A 16715-nucleotide genomic window follows, 5' to 3' on the forward strand; every position below is an offset into this window, starting at 1 on the left:
ATTTATTGGGTTATGCCTCAGCACTTGCGTCTGTGACAGATTGTTCTGCTTTCAGGAATGCTTTGATTCCATCTAAGTCTCGCGTCCTTGGGATAGGTGGTAGGCTTCCGAGGAAAATACCACCATAGTCTCGCGTGACGAGGCGATTATCACAAATGATCAACGCACCGTGATCCTTCTGATCTCGAATTAATCGCCCTACTCCCTGCTTTAACGTAATCACTGCATCCGGGATTTGTACTTCAGCAAATGGTTCACCGCCACGTAATCGACAATCCTCGATACGGGCTTTGAGTAACGGATCGTCAGGGGCGGTAAACGGTAATTTGTCGATAATAACACAGCTCAGCGCATCACCTCTAACATCAATCCCTTCCCAGAAAGCGCCCGTCGCCACGAGTAAAGCGTTACCCAATTCCATAAACTCCGCCAAGGTTTTCTGCTTACTCATCTCCCCTTGCATTAACACAGGCAGCTCAAGTACTTCTCGGAACTTCTCACCTAGTTCACGCATCATGCTGTGCGAGGTACATAAAAAGAAGCAGCGACCATCATTTTCTTCAATCACCGGAGCAAGCATTCGGACTAACTTATCCGCTAAGCCGTTACTGTTTGGCTCTGGCAAATACCTTGGCACACAAAGGCGCGCTTGTTTTTGATAATCAAAGGGGGACGGCAGAGAAAATTGCTTTGTAGGCTTGAGGCCAAGGCGCTCAGTAAAGTGCTTGAAGTCGCCCGATACAGCTAGGGTTGCTGACGTGAAAATCCACGCGCCTTGTTTAATCTCTATTTGCTCATGGAACTTGTCCGCGACAGAAAGAGGCGTAATGTGCAGAGCGAAATGACGAGGCGAGGTATCGTACCAGTATGAGTAACCGGTAATATCGACATCACAGACGCGGTCGATGCGGCCTTTGATCAAATTGGCTCGTTCAAAAGCGGTATCCAGTAATTGACTGCGCCCTAAAGCTATTTTGAGTACATCAATCGCCAATTCGAGGCTGTCAGTTAAGCGCAATAATTCTCGCTTAATAGAACCTGATTGCAACGCCTCACGCCAGTTGCCACGAAAGCCTGGCTCACCCAATACAATCCGCATGTCCATTGCGCTTTGCATGAGTTTGTCGCCCACTTTTTGCAATTGACGCATATCTTTGGCTTCGGTGCGGTAGGCTATTTCAATGTCTTTGGCAAGATCGTGAATTTGGCGGCTTGAAACTGACTGGCCGAAATATTCGCTCGCAATATCTGGCAACTGATGAGCTTCATCAAAAATAAACACATCGGCTTCTGGAATCAGTTCACCGAATCCTGTTTCTTTGATCGCTAAATCAGCAAGAAACAAGTGATGGTTCACTACAACAATGTCGGAATCCATGGCTCGCTTACGCGCTTTCAATACAAAGCAATCAGTGTAGCTCGGACATTCTTTACCTAAACAGTTATCATTGGTTGAGGTGATAGTCGGAATGATCATGCTGTCTTCTGGCAGATCATCACAATCACCAAGGTCACCTGTTTTGGTTTCTGATGACCAAGCACGCACTTTAACCAGTTGAGTTAATAACGTCGGGTCAGATTCATTAGTGTGGCTTTCGACCATTTGGCGGCTCAAACGATCCAAACACAGATAATTAGAACGCCCTTTTAATAACGCCACTTGACCATAAAAACCAAGCGCATTGACCATGAGCGGTAAGTCCCGATGGTACAACTGCTCTTGCAAGTTTTTCGAGCCTGTACTGATAATCACTTTTTTACCGCTCAACAGCGCAGGGACTAGGTATGCGAAGGTCTTACCGGTTCCGGTTCCTGCCTCCACCACCAACTGGGTTTGATCTTTGATCGCACTGCTGACGGCTTCCGCCATATCGATTTGTGGCTGACGAGCTTGAAAGCCAGGAATGGCCTTACCTAACGCGCCATCAGAGGAAAAAGTTTTTGCGATCATGCTTAGTATTGAGTTTGAAAAATTATCGAGAGTATATCAGAGGAATAGGAGTGACATCAGCCCACAATCTGACCAGCTTGCGGCGACACGCGGATATTTTGTTGAAACCAACGTAAGAATAGATTATTTATGGTGAAACATGGCAGTACAGTTACACCCGCCAGGGAATAATAACAAATTCGTACGCTAAAATATTAATGCATGGAAGTACCTGATTTATGGAAAAGAAAACACTGTTGACCCACTGTTCTGACGCCCCGGGTCTCATCTCGAAAATTACTAATATCTGTTACAAGCACCAACTCAACATCGTTCACAATAACGAATTTGTTGATAATACCAGTGGCCACTTTTTCATGAGAACGGAGTTGGAGGGGTACTTCAACGATCAAACGTTTCTTGCCGACTTGGACCAAGCTCTCCCGCAAGGTGCTAAGCGTAAATTGGTTGGCTCTCGCCGTAAGCGCATCGTCATTCTCGTCACAAAAGAAGCGCATTGTTTAGGCGATATTCTGATGAAAACCTACGATGGAAGCCTAGATGTTGAGATCGCCGCTGTGGTGGGGAATTACGACAAACTGCAAACTCTCACTGAACGCTTCGACATTCCTTACCACCATGTGACCCATGAAAATCTTAGCCGTGAAGAACACGAGCAGAAGATGCTAGAAGTGATCGATCAATACGATGCTGACTTTTTGGTGCTAGCTAAATACATGCGCGTATTAACGCCGACGTTTGTTGAGAAATACCACCACAAAATCATTAATATTCATCACAGCTTCTTACCTGCTTTTATTGGCGCGAAGCCATATCAACAAGCTTACGATCGCGGTGTGAAAATCATCGGTGCAACAGCACACTTCGTGACTAATGATTTAGATGAAGGGCCGATCATCAAGCAAGACGTAATTCCTGTCGACCATACATTCAATGCCCAAGATATGGCGCAAGCGGGACGGGATGTAGAGAAGAACGTATTGAGTAAGGCTTTGAATAAAGTGATCAATGACCACGTCTTTGTTTATGGGAATAAGACAGTGATCCTTTAAGTTCATCGCTTTTGAATGAAAGAAAGGGTTGCTCATTTGCAAACCTTTCTTCTTTCTAGTCGTTCAAAACTTGCTTATTCAGCCTGCTCAGACTCCACAATACGCTTAAGTGAATGCGGGTGCAGTTTGATACAAATGCCTTGGTACTTAAACGCCACGGTTGGGTTGTTCAAGCGTTCGCGATCCCCTTTCGGGCTCGACAGTTTGATCTTCACACCCAGCTCTTCCAACTCATTAAAACGCGCGCCAAACGCTGGGTAAGTGTGTTTCAAATCAGCAAGAAACTCGTCTGCAGTTTCGGCATGAGACGGAATCACAAACTCCACATGTTCCCAGCTTTCATTTGGGTAGATTTTGCCTTCCGCAGGGTATGGCAGTTCCAGACACTCAATCTTCCAACCACGGCTTTCCAACGCTTTGTCGAATTCGATAACGATGATTGGACGACCGTTGATTTTCGCTTGTGAAATCACCTTACCGTATTGATTCCATGCTTCATGCGCGGCTTTTGCTGTTTCAGTATCATTAATTCGCAGCGCAATATGGTCAGCTTGAGCAAAGCTCAGATCCAGTTTTAACAGGGATGCAAGCTCTTCAATCTTCGCCATAAATTCATCCAGATCTTGGATCATCAATTTAGGCGCTAGGCGTTTTTCAACTAGTTGAGTCGTCATTGTGGCTCTCTTATGGGGCGATTTATCTCATTACTCTGAGCGCAATAGTAAACGCAAACCAAACCACATTTCCATTCAATCGAAAAAGTATAAATTTCCCCAATTCCTCTCTGTATGAAAAGCAATAAAGTTGTTATCATTAGCCCCATTTTTGTGAACTCCAACAGAACTCGGCACTTACTTCGCCGAGTTCTTCGTCCTTGAATTGAAGGAAACGCGTGTGAATATCCAAGCACTTATTAATGACAAAGTATCTCAGGCTCTAGAAGCCGCTGGCGCACCTGCAGGCAGTCCTGCGGCAGTACGCCAATCAGCAAAGCCACAATTTGGTGACTACCAAGCAAACGGCGTAATGGGCGTTGCTAAAAAACTGGGTACTAACCCACGAGAATTTGCACAGAAAGTACTGGATGTTCTAGACCTAGATGGTATTGCAAGCAAGACAGAAATCGCTGGTCCTGGTTTCATCAACATTTTCCTAAGCGAAGAGTTCCTAGCAAAACAAGCGGAAGCAGCACTGGCTGACTCACGTCTTGGCGTTGCAGCAGACGAAGCTCAAACTATCGTTGCTGACTACTCTGCACCAAACGTAGCTAAAGAAATGCACGTTGGTCACCTACGTTCAACCATCATCGGTGATGCGGTAGTACGTACTCTTGAGTTCCTAGGTCACAAAGTGATCCGTGCGAACCACATCGGCGACTGGGGTACTCAGTTCGGTATGCTCATCGCAAACCTTGAGCGTGTACAACAAGAGTCTGGCGAAGTTTCTATGGAACTTGCGGACCTTGAAGGCTTCTACCGCGAATCGAAAAAGCTGTACGATGAAGATGAAGAGTTCGCAGTAAAGGCGCGAAACTACGTGGTAAAACTGCAAAGCGGTGACGAGTACTGTGCAGAAATGTGGAAAAAACTCGTTGATGTAACCATGATCCAAAACCAGCGCAACTACGACCGTCTAAACGTGTCACTGACTCGTGACGACGTGATGGGCGAGAGCATGTACAACGACATGCTTCCTAAGATCGTTGCAGACCTAAAAGAACAAGGTCTTGCCGTTGAAGATGATGGCGCGCAAGTTGTATTCCTAGATGAATACAAGAACAAAGATGGCGAACCAATGGGCGTTATCGTTCAAAAACGCGATGGCGGTTTCCTATACACAACAACAGACATCGCATGTGCAAAATATCGTTATGAAGAGCTAAGCGCAGACCGTGTGCTTTACTTCATCGACTCACGTCAACACCAGCACCTAATGCAAGCTTGGACAATTGTTCGTAAAGCAGGCTACGTACCTGAGTCAGTATCTCTTGAGCACCACGCGTTCGGCATGATGCTTGGTAAAGATGGTAAGCCATTCAAGACTCGTGCGGGTGGTACCGTTCGCCTTGCCGACCTTCTAGATGAAGCAGAAGTTCGTGCAGCACAACTGATCGAATCTAAAAACCCTGAGCTAGATGCGGAAGAAAAAGAGAAGATCTCTAAAACAGTTGCAATGGCAGCGGTTAAATACTCTGACTTATCTAAACACCGTACGACTGACTACGTGTTCGATTGGGACAACATGTTAGCGTTTGAAGGTAACACAGCACCATACATGCAATATGCATACACTCGCGTAGCTTCTATTTTCGCTAAAGCTGGTGTTGCTATGGACGCTCTCCAAGGTGACATCAAAATCACTGATGAGAAAGAGAAAGCACTTATTGCTAAACTTATGCAGTTCGAAGAAGCGGTTCAATCTGTCGCTCGCGAAGGCCAACCGCACATCATGTGTAGCTACCTATTCGAACTAGCAGGTCAGTTCTCTAGCTTCTACGAAGCATGCCCTATCCTAGTTGCTGAAGATGAAGCAGTGAAACAAAGCCGTCTGAAACTAGCAGCGCTAACAGCGAAGACCATCAAGCAAGGTCTGTCTCTACTAGGTATTGATACTCTAGAGCGTATGTAAGCGAATCGAGAATCGATATGATTTCGAAAGGTTGACGTGAAAGCGTCAACCTTTTGTTTTATCTGGCGTATACTGATGTAATTCAATTCAAATCGGATAATATAATGAGTTTTGAACTGCACCCTCAATTGGCAAAAGACACTACCGTTATCGGTCACTTCCCACTGTGTGTGGCGCTTCTGCATAAAGACAATGCCGTGCCATGGGTTATCTTGGTACCAAAACGTGCAAACCTAAAAGAGCTTCACCACTTGCCAATGCAAGAACAGCAACAGTTTTTGCTAGAGTCTCAAGCGGTAAGCCAAGCACTGGAAGCAACATTCCGTCCAGACAAGCTAAACCTTGGTGCGCTAGGTAATATGGTGCCACAGCTGCACATTCACCATATTGCTCGCTTCAAAGATGACGTAGCATGGCCGGGACCGGTTTGGGGTAACACCAAAGGTGAATTCCGTACAGAAGAAGAGCAAAACGAATTGCTTGGTCGTATTAAGAACGTGTTATCACTGAGCTCTATTTTCCAAAAAGCATAAGCACTGCAAGCGAAAATAATTCGCCTTTGAATACGGCTGAAACAGACAGAGAAAGATTAATACGTATTTGTAACAATCTTTCTCATTTTTCTGGGATTATCACTAAAATAAAACTTGTTTAGACTACCAGCTCAGTTAGAGAGGGTCATCATGAAACAAGTCTTCAACACATTCCGATACGTCAGCTGGATCGCCATCATCTGTTCTATGGCTGCTTCATTCTTGCTTTTTCTTATGGGTGCAGCAAAAACCTATTCAGCATTTGCGGTCTTCATTCTTAATCAAACACCTCCAGAAGCACTCGCACATTTAGATAAAGCAGACATCGCGATCGCTTATTTGATCAAGTCACTGGATACGTTTCTTGTCGCACTAGTTTTGTTCATCTTTGCTCACGGCATCTACACACTATTTATTTCCAACAAAGCTAAAGCGAAAACACAAGAGCAGTCGGTTTTGCATTGGATCAGAACCCCAAACATCGGCCATCTAAAAAACATTTTGGCTGAAGTCATCATCGTGATCTTGTTTGTGAAGTTCTTAGAGCTCGTGCTGATTAACTTCTACAGCTTAGATTGGACGATCTTAACATTACCTATTTCGATTTTAGTTTTAAGTCTTGGTTTGAAGTTCCTAGGGTTAGGCGCGACTAAACACTCTGAAGAGCATTAATTTCGCTGTATTCACAAACAATAACCAGCAAAATAAAAGCCGCATCATTGCTGATGCGGCTTTGTCGTTTTTACGTGATAATTTTTAGGTGACTAATTTTGATAGTCGCTACATGGTGACTGTCAGAGACAAACCATCTTGTTTAGTCACTGAGTAGCGAACTCGAGTCACGCCATGAGCTTTATTGGTGTCAACTAGGCGGCTAATTTTGCCCTTCTTAATCCACACACTTAACATCGCGTCAGCACCATCTTCACTCATCCCAAACTGCTTAGCCAGATCTGACTGGGAAACGGTTCCTTTATCTGCAATGTATTGATAAAGCTCTTTTAAAATCATGCTACTTGCGCCTCTAATACACCGTTTTGTTTCTTACCAACTCGTTTGAACACACGGTATGTGCCAAAGAAGATAGCTACGATCACTGCCATCCAAATGCCACTTGTCACTGGGCTATCTGCGAAATGCGTCAATTGGTTGTAGAACGTCGCACATAGGTAAGCCAAGCCCATTGTCCAAACCGCGATAAAGCGTGCGAACTTATGACCAAACTCACGTACGTAAGCCCCCATCGCCGCCACACAAGGTGTGTACAGTAGGATAAAGATTAGGTAAGCAAATGCGGCATTACCAGAAGCAAACTGCGATTTAATGTTACCGAAGATAGAAGCATCGACTTCTTGTTCTTCGGCAACGGCATTTGAGTCAGTTAAGTCACCCACTTCAATGCCTAGTGGATCTGAGTAGCTCAAACCGGCTAAGTTTTCAGGGATACTCATTACTGCCTCTTCTAGGCTGCCCATTAGATCAAATTCTGCGTCTTCACCGTCACTTGGCGTGGTGTATAGACTGTTAAGCGTACCAACTACCGCCTCTTTTGCGAAGATGCCGGTAATGATACCAACCGTCGCTGGCCAGTTATCTTCTTGAACACCGATTGGCGCGAATACTGGAGTTACAACTTGCGCAGCTTTAGAAAGCACCGAGTTTTCGCTGTCTTCATTACCAAAACTGCCATCAGTACCCAATGAGTTGAAGAAACTCAGAATAGCAACAACGATAACGATGGTTTTACCTGCACCAAGTACAAAGCGCTTTAGCTTTTGCCAAGTTTTGATCACCACGTTTTGTAGCGTCGGAAGCTCATAGTCTGGCATTTCCATTACTAGGCTATCACTGCTACCTGGGTAAAGCGTATGCTTAAGGAAGAGACCCGTAAAGATCGCTGCCACAATACCAAGTAGGTAAAGTGCGAATACAATGTTTTGACCTGAGCCTGGGAAAAATGCCGCAGCGAATAGCGCGTATACAGGCAGACGAGCACCACATGACATAAATGGTGCCATAGAGGCAGCCAGTTTACGCTCACGTTCTTGGTCTAGAGTACGAGTTGCCATGATTGACGGTACGTTACAGCCAAAACCAAGAACCAACGGTACAAATGCTTTGCCCGGTAGGCCGATCTTCTGCATCACTTTATCTAGTACGAATGCTGCACGAGCCATGTAACCTGAGCTCTCAAGTACCGCTAGGAAGAGGTACAAACACGCGATAACCGGAATGAAGGTTGCAACCGTCTGGATACCACCACCGATACCATCAGCAAGAACCGTCACTAACCACACAGGCAAATGACCGTCTAACAAGTGATGCCCACCATCAACCAATAATGCGCCCACACCAATGTCAAAAAAGTCGATAAATGCACTACCGATGTTAATCGAGAACATAAACATCAGGTACATAACAACAAAGAAGAAAGGAATTCCAATCCACTTGTTCAAAATAAACTGGTCGAGTCTTTCAGTCACACTACGACTTAACTTGCCTTCGCTTCGGCGAACTTTTTTACACTGTTCATGCAGATGCGTGTACTTAGTATCCGCGACATGCAAATCGATATCCAAATCTAACGTCGTAATGACTTCCAAGACTTTGCTTCTATCAATATCAGAAAGACTATTGAGCACCATTGTGTCTTTTTCAAGCGCACGAATCGCTAGTGCACGATGAGCGACGTTTTGGTCGTTAAAAAGTGCGGAAACCGTTTGAATTGCCGACTCCATCTTCTCACCGTAATGCAAAGACAATTCTTTAAGTGGCACTCCTTGAACGATGGATTTATGGAGCTTTTCTTTAAACTCTGCCACTTGAGTTTTATTGGTTGCAGATAAACTGACAACCGGACAACCTAACGTTTTCTCAAGCTCTGCAACGTTAATCATCTGACGTTCACGCTTTAGCGCATCCATCTTGTTGAGGACAACAATCATAGGGCGACCAAGTTCGCGAAGTTGCAGCGTCATGTATAAGCTGCGCTCTAAACTTGTAGCATCCACCACGTTAATAATGAGATCAGCAGGATGAGTTAGAACCGCACGCGATGCGATGGATTCATCAATACTATTACTATCATTACCACTGTCTAATGAGTAAATACCCGGAAGGTCAGTGAGCAAAAACTCATCCCCAGCATGCTTGAATTGTCCTGTTTTCTTTTCAACCGTGACGCCTGCCCAGTTACCAACTTGCTGTTTTGCGCCAGTTAAACCATTAAATAGCGTCGTTTTACCACTATTAGGGTTACCTACGGTTAGCACTTGATATTGCATTACACTCGCTCCACTTCAATTTTCTGAGCAATTGTTTCTCGCAATGCGACAGACACACCACGGACTTCGACTTGTAAAGGATCGCCCATTGGCGCACGTCGAATCACTTTGACTTCTGTATTGGGAAGCAGCCCCATTACCATGAGTTTCTTTCTGATATCTGATGAAAGACCATCTAACAACCGAATCGTCACCGTATCGCCAGGATTAATCTCTGATAACTTCATAGTGGCCCTTAAGAGTATTGCTAATGAGAAATATTATTATTTAATAAGTTTAGGTTGCCAATATTACTCCCCTATACCCCTTCAATCCTTGTGTGAAATCAAAGATTCCGTAAATGTTTTCACGCTTTCAAACGTTAACTTCGTAAATTTCCTCTCGTTATTTACGTCAAAATTAACAATTAAAAATGACACCTAACGAAACAAAAATGTCACAAACCAAGATAGAAAACAAAAAATACAAATTAAAACAATTAGTTAAGTAAAAAACCAAACGTTGTCGCTTTTCTCATATAAACATGGCGTTATTTTTATAAGAAAAATAAGTAACCTCTCGTATAGTTACTCCATCGAGAGGGCAACCTCTCTAATAAATTCCAGAGGTGGCATGGCAACATGTCACTCCGGCAGCAAGCGAAGGTGTCCTTGACACCCGTGGTATAGTCCCCCCGGCTATACCACGATATTTTTTTTCACCTCTTTCAAAACTTCTTTACCTTATTCATCTTTTCAACACAGTTTTCGTTTTCACGAATGTCGCACACCATCATTCACCCAAATGAACAACGCTCTTTTGATACAGCAATACAACTGTCATTTATTTGTTGCAACTATCAATAAATCATTCTCTTGAAGCCATTTATGCTTATTGCTATGAACATCGCGACTAACAGATAGAACGTGATCGTGCTTACGTGTTGAGAATGGATTTGTAGGCTAGATGTGATGAAGAAACAATGAAACTCACTGCGTTAGCAACTGCAGCAATAATAGAGCACTGTATGCAGCTCCCCAGCATCTTAACTATTAACTAGGGAGCGTATAATGAAGGTTTTCTAGTTAATTTCTTGGCTTTCTTGAGTCAAAGCAAACTTGGATGGGGGCAAACCAAAATGCAGCTTAAACTTTTGGCTAAAGTAAGATGGATCATTAAAGCCAGAGTTAAAGGCGACTTCACTGATTTTCTCACCCGCCAATAACTTTTCACACGCCGTTTCCAAACGAACCTCTGTGACATAGTCTTTTAACGTTCTTGACGAGGCAGATTTAAAACGTCTCTGCAAAGAGCGTTCAGACATATACAGCATTTTAGCGGCTGACGCAGTGCCAAATTCAGGATCATGGTAATGCTCTGCCACTAATTGATAGACTTTTTGCAACCACTCTTTCTCTGGTGTGACTTGATCTTCTGCAATAGTTACAGGATTGAGTTCTTGCTGCGGTTCATCCAGATAACTCCTTTCCTTCGCAGATGGCCATGTAATCTCGACTTTGTTTTGAGCATCAGAAGAGAAGACAGCCAAATAACCACCACTCGTTGTCACTAGTTGGGCAAGGTGGTCAATACTCAACTCAGAGTGATTTAAGTTAGATGGAAGCCCAGTCGCGACTTTATTAGGTAATTGCGTCCTGTAATCAAGAAAGCTCAATGACACAATATCATGCCCCTTTTCTAGCATAATTCTAACCGTTTGACCTCGGAAAGAGCGCTTGATGATATTGGCAAAAATGCTATTGAAAATAACATCAAGATTAAAACTTTCCAGAGCAACCCGGCTCTGCTTGCTCTCATCTTCTAGCTCTACCAAAATACCCGCTTTTGCAAAGTCATCTTGCCATACATCAACCACTGACTGAGTTATCTGACTCAAGTCGTAGTTCTGACTCCCACCACTTACATCACTTGGAACGCTTTTGAGTTCATTTAACTGCCAATTCGTTTTAGCCAAATGATCCTCTGTCGCAGTGTCCAGAGGCATAGGTAGTTTCGCCACAATAAAGTCGACGCTTGATTTTATGGATAGAGCTACATGGTCTACGAGTAGGTTTCTAACTTGAATCTGTTTACGTAATTGCTGGTTGCTCGTAAGCAACACTCTACTTTGATGTCTTAACTGATTCGTTTTGAGAGTCACTTGAGCTGCTAGATCACGGTTAGCCTGTACAACGTAGCGAGAGCGCCAGAAAACAAGTAATGCGACGACCGCAATACTAGCTACGACAAAGCCTAAAATAGCAAATCGCGATAGATACCAAGGATGAAGGACGATAAAGTGAGATTCTAAACCAACGACTCCAGCGGCAACTTGAGACGCATTACTGACCTGCAAGTGATATTCACCGGAACTAAGGTGCTCGAGTGTCAGTTGGCCCCCCTCTAACGTTTGCCATGGGTCATCGTTGTTCAATCGATAGTACAAATTTTGACTGTCTGGTTTTGGCATCACACCGAATAAAAAACTCAGCGAAGATCCATATGGCAGTGTGAGCCCATTCAGATCGGCACTACCAACTTGCAGAACTTCATTTTCAAGCACAACTTGGCTAACAATAAACTTAGACTCTGGGGGATTAGATACAAGCAGCTTGGATGCTTCTGCTTTTACGAGTCCGTACTTCGACCCCAGAACAAGCTCTCGCTCACCAATTTCTGTCTGCTGTATAACGCTACAAATACCAGGGAGGAACTCATTGTTCATTAAGCCTGATGACGATGAGTAATGTTTCACTAACTCACCCGAAAGGTGGTAATAGCTTAAACCGACAGAGGAAGCTAACCATACACCTTGCCTGTCTCTGATCAAGCAAGCAGGTCTGGCGTTGGGTTCACTCATTTCAACAACACGTTTTTCATCGCTTCGTGTATCAGTTTTAAACACACCATAAGATGAAGCAAACCACTGGCTGCCATCAACCGCCGTGGTCATGTCTAATGATTCACCAAACTTTTCTGAAAAACGGATAAACTGGATGTTGTCATTACTGTATTGGTATACGCCATGATCGGTGCCTATTAATAGGGCATCTTCAATATCATATAGGCGCGTAACCTTAGCAGGCAAATACTGACTTACTAGCCACTCACTTCCAAAGTTTCGTACGCTTTGTGCAGCAGTATCAACATTGTAAAGATGGTATCCGCTTGATACCCAAAGACGGTCATCACCATCAACGGTCACATGCTCTACGGCATGTCCGGCCATAACCTGTAAATAAGGAAATGTAATCTTGTTGAGACCATTTAGATCAAATATTTCCAGCCCTTTTGAGGTTGCAAGCCAAAGCATGCCGTTTTGAAACGCAAATTCATTGATCTGCGACTCCAACTCTAAGACTTGGTTAATCCCACTCTTTCCTGAACGATAAATCTTTCGGTCATCAGCAAACCAAAGCGCACCATCAGGACCTTCAATAGTTTGCCGAATTCGTCCTGATAGGGTGTGTGAGTCATAACTACTAAAGGTCACTCGTTCAAATTTTTTACTAAATAGCGAGTAATAACGAATACCTTGGTTAGTCGCAATCCACATCCCTCCTATATTGTCGCTCAACAACGAATAAATCTTCGTGTTGTCTAACTCTAACTCAAGAAAACTTGCAGGCGCGACTTCGGTGACCTCACCTGAAAAAAATGAGTACAAATAAAGGCCATGCTCTGTCCCCACCCAATACTCTTGATTTGTCTCTGCGAATGTCAAAACATGTGAGCCGCCAATTCTAATCACTTCTTTATCAGGCTGGTAAATGTTGAAAATTAAAGCGCCACGCAATGTACCTATCAAAATTTCTCTTCGCGTGTGTGAATAATAGACTTTCTCAATGTAGTTTTGACCTGAGGCAGCGACATGGTCAAACTTATCACCTTCAGAAAGATAGAAGCCGGAAGTCGTTGCTAGTGCCCACTTCGTTTCAACTAGCACCGCATCATTAATGTAAACGTAGCTATTATTACTATGTTGATAGAGCTGCAATAGAGAGAAAGAGTTTAATTCGCTAGTGTCGATATTGTAGGTATAGAAATGCGCGCCATCACTCACCCAAATATAGTTCTTTGAAGACCCTATTTTTCTTATTTGTGAGCCTGGATTTAAACTAAAGACTAAACGTCGTTCCTGATTTGGATAGGTTCGATAGACCTCATTTTCAATAAAGGTCCAAAAAGCACCTTTATGATAAGCCAACTGCTTAGCCGACGTTTGTAGGAAGCTACCTGATTTAGGTAATATAGTTTGACCATCGTAAAACAGGACTCGTCCGTGTACGTCATGAATCCACAAACCGCCCTTTTCACCCAAGAACAACTTTTTAGCCGCGATAAAAGTACCCTTTGCCTGAGTTGGCAAAGGGTAAAAGATTGCATTTGCATTATGAAGCGCAAATGCTTGGTAGGATAAGACAAAGCCCAACAGAGCAAGGGCTAATTGGCGTAGCAAGACGAAAACCTTTTGTATCAATTTGTGCTCGGAAAGTGACCGTTCATCGTTTGTAAAGCATGGATTGATACGGTTATTTTGAGCTGATAATTATTGGTAATGATATCTCAATTACTTTCTGAGAAAAGGCTCGCCTTACCAAAGGTTGTAATTCTTACTACTGGATCACGTTAAAAAGACTACTCCTACATTACGACAGCACTTAATCTGACTTTTTGTTCAAGCATTGCTCAAAACTATTCGCCATATTGTTGAGAAAAGTAAAGTAACTGCCAGGTTTTGCTTCAATTGTACTCCCTAACGGGTCAAGCTCGCCTTTAGCGACGTCACTGCCTCTCATTACGCTCTGAACGACAGCCGGGGTAAACTGAGGTTCAGAAAATACACAAGCCACATCTCCACCACTTAGCTTTTGACGAATTTGAATTAAGGTCTTCGCTCCTGGCTTTCGTTCTGGGCTCACAGTAAAATGCCCCATTTGATTTAGTTCATAACGATCTTCGAAATAACCGTAAGCATCATGGAATACAAAGTAACCTTTGTTTTTTACTGGTGCCAGCTTCTGCTTTATCTGTTGGTCAGTGTCTTTTAGCTCGAGTTCAAACTTTTTGAGGTTCGCTTGATATTGAGCTGCATTTTCCGGATCAAGTGATACAAGTTGATTCACAACAGCCTTGGCCACTTGTTGTGCTTGGCTTACACCTAGCCAAAAGTGCGGATCATGTGAGCCATGATCGTGCCCATCATGGTCATGGTTGTGCTCACTATCAAATTCACGCAATTCTAGATTTGGAATTTGACTAATAGTCAAAGTATTCGATCTATCCGAAACAACTTTCTCTAGAAACGGTTCAAGATCATGTCCGTACCAAATAACCAAATCAGCCGAAGCGACCTTTTTAACATCCGATGGACGCAAAGCATAGTCATGGGGTGATGTGTTAGACTGCAATAGCACGTCTGGTGAAGTTACTCCTTGAGTAAGCTCTGTTACTAACAACTGAATAGGTTTGATACTCGTCAGTACCGTTACTGCCTGTGCTGGAAGTGTTAACATTGCTGAGGCAGCAAGAATTAATGCTCTTTTCATAGTTTTACTTGGGATATGGCGTGGAAAGTGAGATAATGTTACATTATAACATTATTGATTTGCAAATGAGTTTCATTCATGTCTTCCTTAGTCCATCTTGAGCAGTTATGTGTCGAGTTCGATGGCCGCAGAGTTCTCGATAACATTAGTATGGAATTAGAAAAGGGCAAAATAACTACCCTAATTGGTCCCAATGGAGCGGGAAAATCAACGTTAGTCAAAGTTATCTTAGGTCTTCAAAAGCCAACTAGCGGCAAGTTGAACCGACAAAGAAAACTGAAAATTGGTTACGTTCCTCAAAAGTTGAAGCTCAATGACTCCCTTCCATTGAATGTAACCCGCTTCCTAAATTTAGCAGGAAAATACAGTAAGCAGGAGTGCATTGATGCATTAAGGCTTGTTGGCGCTGAACATTTACTTAATAGTAATATGCATCGCTTATCCGGTGGTGAAAACCAACGAGTGTTACTGGCGCGCGCTCTGCTTCAGCGTCCTCAGCTGTTGGTATTAGACGAACCAGCTCAGGGTGTGGATATCCAAGGTCAAATCGATCTCTATGACTTAATTGAGAGCATTCGTCACCGCTTTGATTGTGGCGTATTTATGGTGTCGCATGACTTACATTTAGTGATGGCGAAAACGGACGATGTTATTTGTCTGCATCACCATGTTTGCTGCTCAGGTTCACCTGCCACTATTACTCAGCACCCTTCTTACATCGCACTATTTGGCAATGCTGCGAGAGAGTCTCTCGCGTTTTATCATCACGACCATGAGCATCATCATCACGATTTATCCGGAACGCCAGTAAGCGGTGATGCGATATCATGCTCCCACCATAAACACGGACATCACCATCATGATTGAGTTTCTCCTACCTTCTATTCTTGCTGGTATTGGTATCGCGATCATTGCCGGTCCGCTTGGGTCATTTGTCGTTTGGCGTAAAATGGCTTACTTCGGAGATACCCTAGCTCATGCATCATTAATGGGCCTAGCGCTGGGTTTTTTGCTCAATGTAAATCTCTACCTTGCCCTACTCGTCTGCTGTTTAGCTCTGGCCGTTTTGCTTGTCACTCTGCAAAAGCAACAACTTGTGGCTACAGACACGTTGTTAGGTATCTTGGCACACAGTGCACTCTCTATCGGTTTAGTATCGGTTAGCTTTTTGGAAAACGTGCGCGTCGATTTAATGAGCTACCTATTTGGGGACTTACTTGCCGTCTCTCCACAAGATCTGATGTTTATTTACGCAGGTGTTGTTGCGGTAAGTGCGTGTTTGTACGTCTTCTGGCGCCCACTGCTTTCTAGTACTGTTAGTGAAGAACTTGCCGCTGTTGAGGGCGTGAATACAGACTTAGTTAGATTGGTGTTAATGCTAATGGTGGGTATAGTAATCGCAGTAGGTATGAAGTTCGTTGGCGCGTTGATCATGACTTCGCTCCTAATTATCCCAGCAGCAACAGCACGTAAAGTCTCTTCATCACCAGAGCAAATGGCATTGTTCGCATCCATTATTGGCTCAGTGGCAGTACTGATGGGGCTTAGCCTATCATGGCACTTCGATACACCGGCCGGCCCTTCCGTAGTGATCAGCGCAACATCCTTATTTATGCTGAGCCAGCTGATTAAAAGCAAAGCATAATCGCATTGAGCATTAAACGCGAAAGACCTTGCTAACAACAAACATAAATCCACGGAAACGGAAAAAGAAAAGCCTGCGAAATCGCAGGCTTTTT

The 16715-nt window shown here is 43.8% G+C and carries 13 protein-coding genes; 6 read left to right on the forward strand and 7 right to left on the reverse strand.

What is annotated here, in order from left to right:
• Positions 1 to 10 precede the first annotated feature (10 nt).
• Positions 11 to 1951 carry an ATP-dependent DNA helicase gene (locus R7Q39_RS16150; RefSeq protein ID WP_005382210.1) on the reverse strand — a complete coding sequence of 647 codons (1941 nt, stop codon included), beginning with the start codon at positions 1949 to 1951 and terminating at the stop codon, positions 11 to 13.
• Positions 1952 to 2169: 218 nt separating this feature from the next.
• Here R7Q39_RS16150 and purU point away from each other — a divergent pair, with 218 nt between their 5' ends.
• The gene (gene purU / locus R7Q39_RS16155) at positions 2170 to 3003 is read left to right on the forward strand and encodes a formyltetrahydrofolate deformylase (RefSeq protein WP_005382206.1); all 834 of its coding nucleotides are present in this window, start codon (positions 2170 to 2172) and stop codon (positions 3001 to 3003) included.
• A 74-nt stretch (positions 3004 to 3077) separates the two neighbouring features.
• On the opposite strand, the gene R7Q39_RS16160 is transcribed toward purU, so the two are convergent.
• Positions 3078 to 3677 (reverse strand): VOC family protein, encoded by a 600-nt coding sequence (locus R7Q39_RS16160; RefSeq protein WP_318076446.1) that lies wholly within the window; start codon positions 3675 to 3677, stop codon positions 3078 to 3080.
• Positions 3678 to 3897: 220 nt separating this feature from the next.
• Here R7Q39_RS16160 and argS point away from each other — a divergent pair, with 220 nt between their 5' ends.
• The 3 genes from argS (at position 3898) to R7Q39_RS16175 (ending at position 6836) form a co-directional block, all read left to right on the forward strand.
• A complete protein-coding gene (gene argS / locus R7Q39_RS16165; protein ID WP_025517318.1) occupies positions 3898 to 5631 on the forward strand; it encodes an arginine--tRNA ligase in 1734 nt (577 codons plus the stop codon).
• A 104-nt stretch (positions 5632 to 5735) separates the two neighbouring features.
• On the forward strand, positions 5736 to 6164 hold the full coding sequence (locus R7Q39_RS16170; protein WP_005382194.1) for an HIT family protein: 429 nt from the start codon (positions 5736 to 5738) through the stop codon (positions 6162 to 6164).
• A gap of 150 nt (positions 6165 to 6314) precedes the next feature.
• Positions 6315 to 6836, forward strand: a complete 522-nt coding sequence (locus R7Q39_RS16175) for a YqhA family protein (RefSeq protein WP_047102885.1) — start codon at positions 6315 to 6317, stop codon at positions 6834 to 6836.
• Between the two features lie 108 nt (positions 6837 to 6944).
• Here the strand turns inward: R7Q39_RS16175 and R7Q39_RS16180 are convergent, their stop codons facing one another.
• The 5 genes from R7Q39_RS16180 to znuA all read right to left on the reverse strand — a co-directional run bounded on the left by R7Q39_RS16180 (position 6945) and on the right by znuA (position 14976).
• The gene (locus R7Q39_RS16180; RefSeq protein ID WP_318076447.1) at positions 6945 to 7175 is read right to left on the reverse strand and encodes a FeoC-like transcriptional regulator; all 231 of its coding nucleotides are present in this window, start codon (positions 7173 to 7175) and stop codon (positions 6945 to 6947) included.
• The gene (gene feoB / locus R7Q39_RS16185; RefSeq protein ID WP_047102886.1) at positions 7172 to 9448 is read right to left on the reverse strand and encodes a Fe(2+) transporter permease subunit FeoB; all 2277 of its coding nucleotides are present in this window, start codon (positions 9446 to 9448) and stop codon (positions 7172 to 7174) included. Before feoB ends, R7Q39_RS16180 begins: the two co-directional genes overlap by 4 nt.
• The gene (locus R7Q39_RS16190; protein ID WP_005382190.1) at positions 9448 to 9675 is read right to left on the reverse strand and encodes a FeoA family protein; all 228 of its coding nucleotides are present in this window, start codon (positions 9673 to 9675) and stop codon (positions 9448 to 9450) included. The genes feoB and R7Q39_RS16190 overlap by 1 nt, the downstream gene beginning before the upstream one ends.
• 833 nt (positions 9676 to 10508) lie before the next feature.
• Entirely contained in the window at positions 10509 to 13886 is a 3378-nt protein-coding gene (locus R7Q39_RS16195; RefSeq protein WP_318076448.1) for a helix-turn-helix domain-containing protein, read from the reverse strand.
• 202 nt (positions 13887 to 14088) lie between these two features.
• Positions 14089 to 14976, reverse strand: coding sequence for a zinc ABC transporter substrate-binding protein ZnuA (znuA, locus tag R7Q39_RS16200; protein WP_033906913.1), 888 nt, complete (start codon positions 14974 to 14976; stop codon positions 14089 to 14091).
• 78 nt (positions 14977 to 15054) lie between these two features.
• On the opposite strand from znuA, the gene znuC reads away from it, so the two are divergent.
• Both znuC and znuB read left to right on the forward strand, forming a co-directional pair.
• Complete coding sequence (znuC, locus tag R7Q39_RS16205; protein ID WP_017634809.1) at positions 15055 to 15843, forward strand: zinc ABC transporter ATP-binding protein ZnuC; 789 nt, start codon at positions 15055 to 15057, stop codon at positions 15841 to 15843.
• A complete protein-coding gene (gene znuB, locus R7Q39_RS16210) occupies positions 15836 to 16621 on the forward strand; it encodes a zinc ABC transporter permease subunit ZnuB (protein ID WP_318076449.1) in 786 nt (261 codons plus the stop codon). The genes znuC and znuB overlap by 8 nt, the downstream gene beginning before the upstream one ends.
• Positions 16622 to 16715 lie beyond the last annotated feature (94 nt).

The sequence above is a fragment of the Vibrio sp. 947 genome (genome assembly GCF_033339115.1).
GTDB classification, from domain to species: Bacteria; Pseudomonadota; Gammaproteobacteria; order Enterobacterales; family Vibrionaceae; genus Vibrio; species Vibrio alginolyticus.

Excerpts from the sequence above, each read along its gene's own strand:
- R7Q39_RS16180 (WP_318076447.1), bottom strand. The coding sequence starts at position 7,175 with ATGATTTTAAAAGAGCTTTATCAATACATTGCAGATAAAGGAACCGTT.
- R7Q39_RS16170 (WP_005382194.1), top strand. The coding sequence starts at position 5,736 with ATGAGTTTTGAACTGCACCCTCAATTGGCAAAAGACACTACCGTTATC.
- feoB (WP_047102886.1), bottom strand. The coding sequence starts at position 9,448 with ATGCAATATCAAGTGCTAACCGTAGGTAACCCTAATAGTGGTAAAACG.
- znuB (WP_318076449.1), top strand. The coding sequence starts at position 15,836 with ATGATTGAGTTTCTCCTACCTTCTATTCTTGCTGGTATTGGTATCGCG.
- R7Q39_RS16175 (WP_047102885.1), top strand. The coding sequence starts at position 6,315 with ATGAAACAAGTCTTCAACACATTCCGATACGTCAGCTGGATCGCCATC.
- znuC (WP_017634809.1), top strand. The coding sequence starts at position 15,055 with ATGTCTTCCTTAGTCCATCTTGAGCAGTTATGTGTCGAGTTCGATGGC.
- znuA (WP_033906913.1), bottom strand. The coding sequence starts at position 14,976 with ATGAAAAGAGCATTAATTCTTGCTGCCTCAGCAATGTTAACACTTCCA.
- purU (WP_005382206.1), top strand. The coding sequence starts at position 2,170 with ATGGAAAAGAAAACACTGTTGACCCACTGTTCTGACGCCCCGGGTCTC.
- R7Q39_RS16160 (WP_318076446.1), bottom strand. The coding sequence starts at position 3,677 with ATGACGACTCAACTAGTTGAAAAACGCCTAGCGCCTAAATTGATGATC.
- R7Q39_RS16190 (WP_005382190.1), bottom strand. The coding sequence starts at position 9,675 with ATGAAGTTATCAGAGATTAATCCTGGCGATACGGTGACGATTCGGTTG.
- R7Q39_RS16150 (WP_005382210.1), bottom strand. The coding sequence starts at position 1,951 with ATGATCGCAAAAACTTTTTCCTCTGATGGCGCGTTAGGTAAGGCCATT.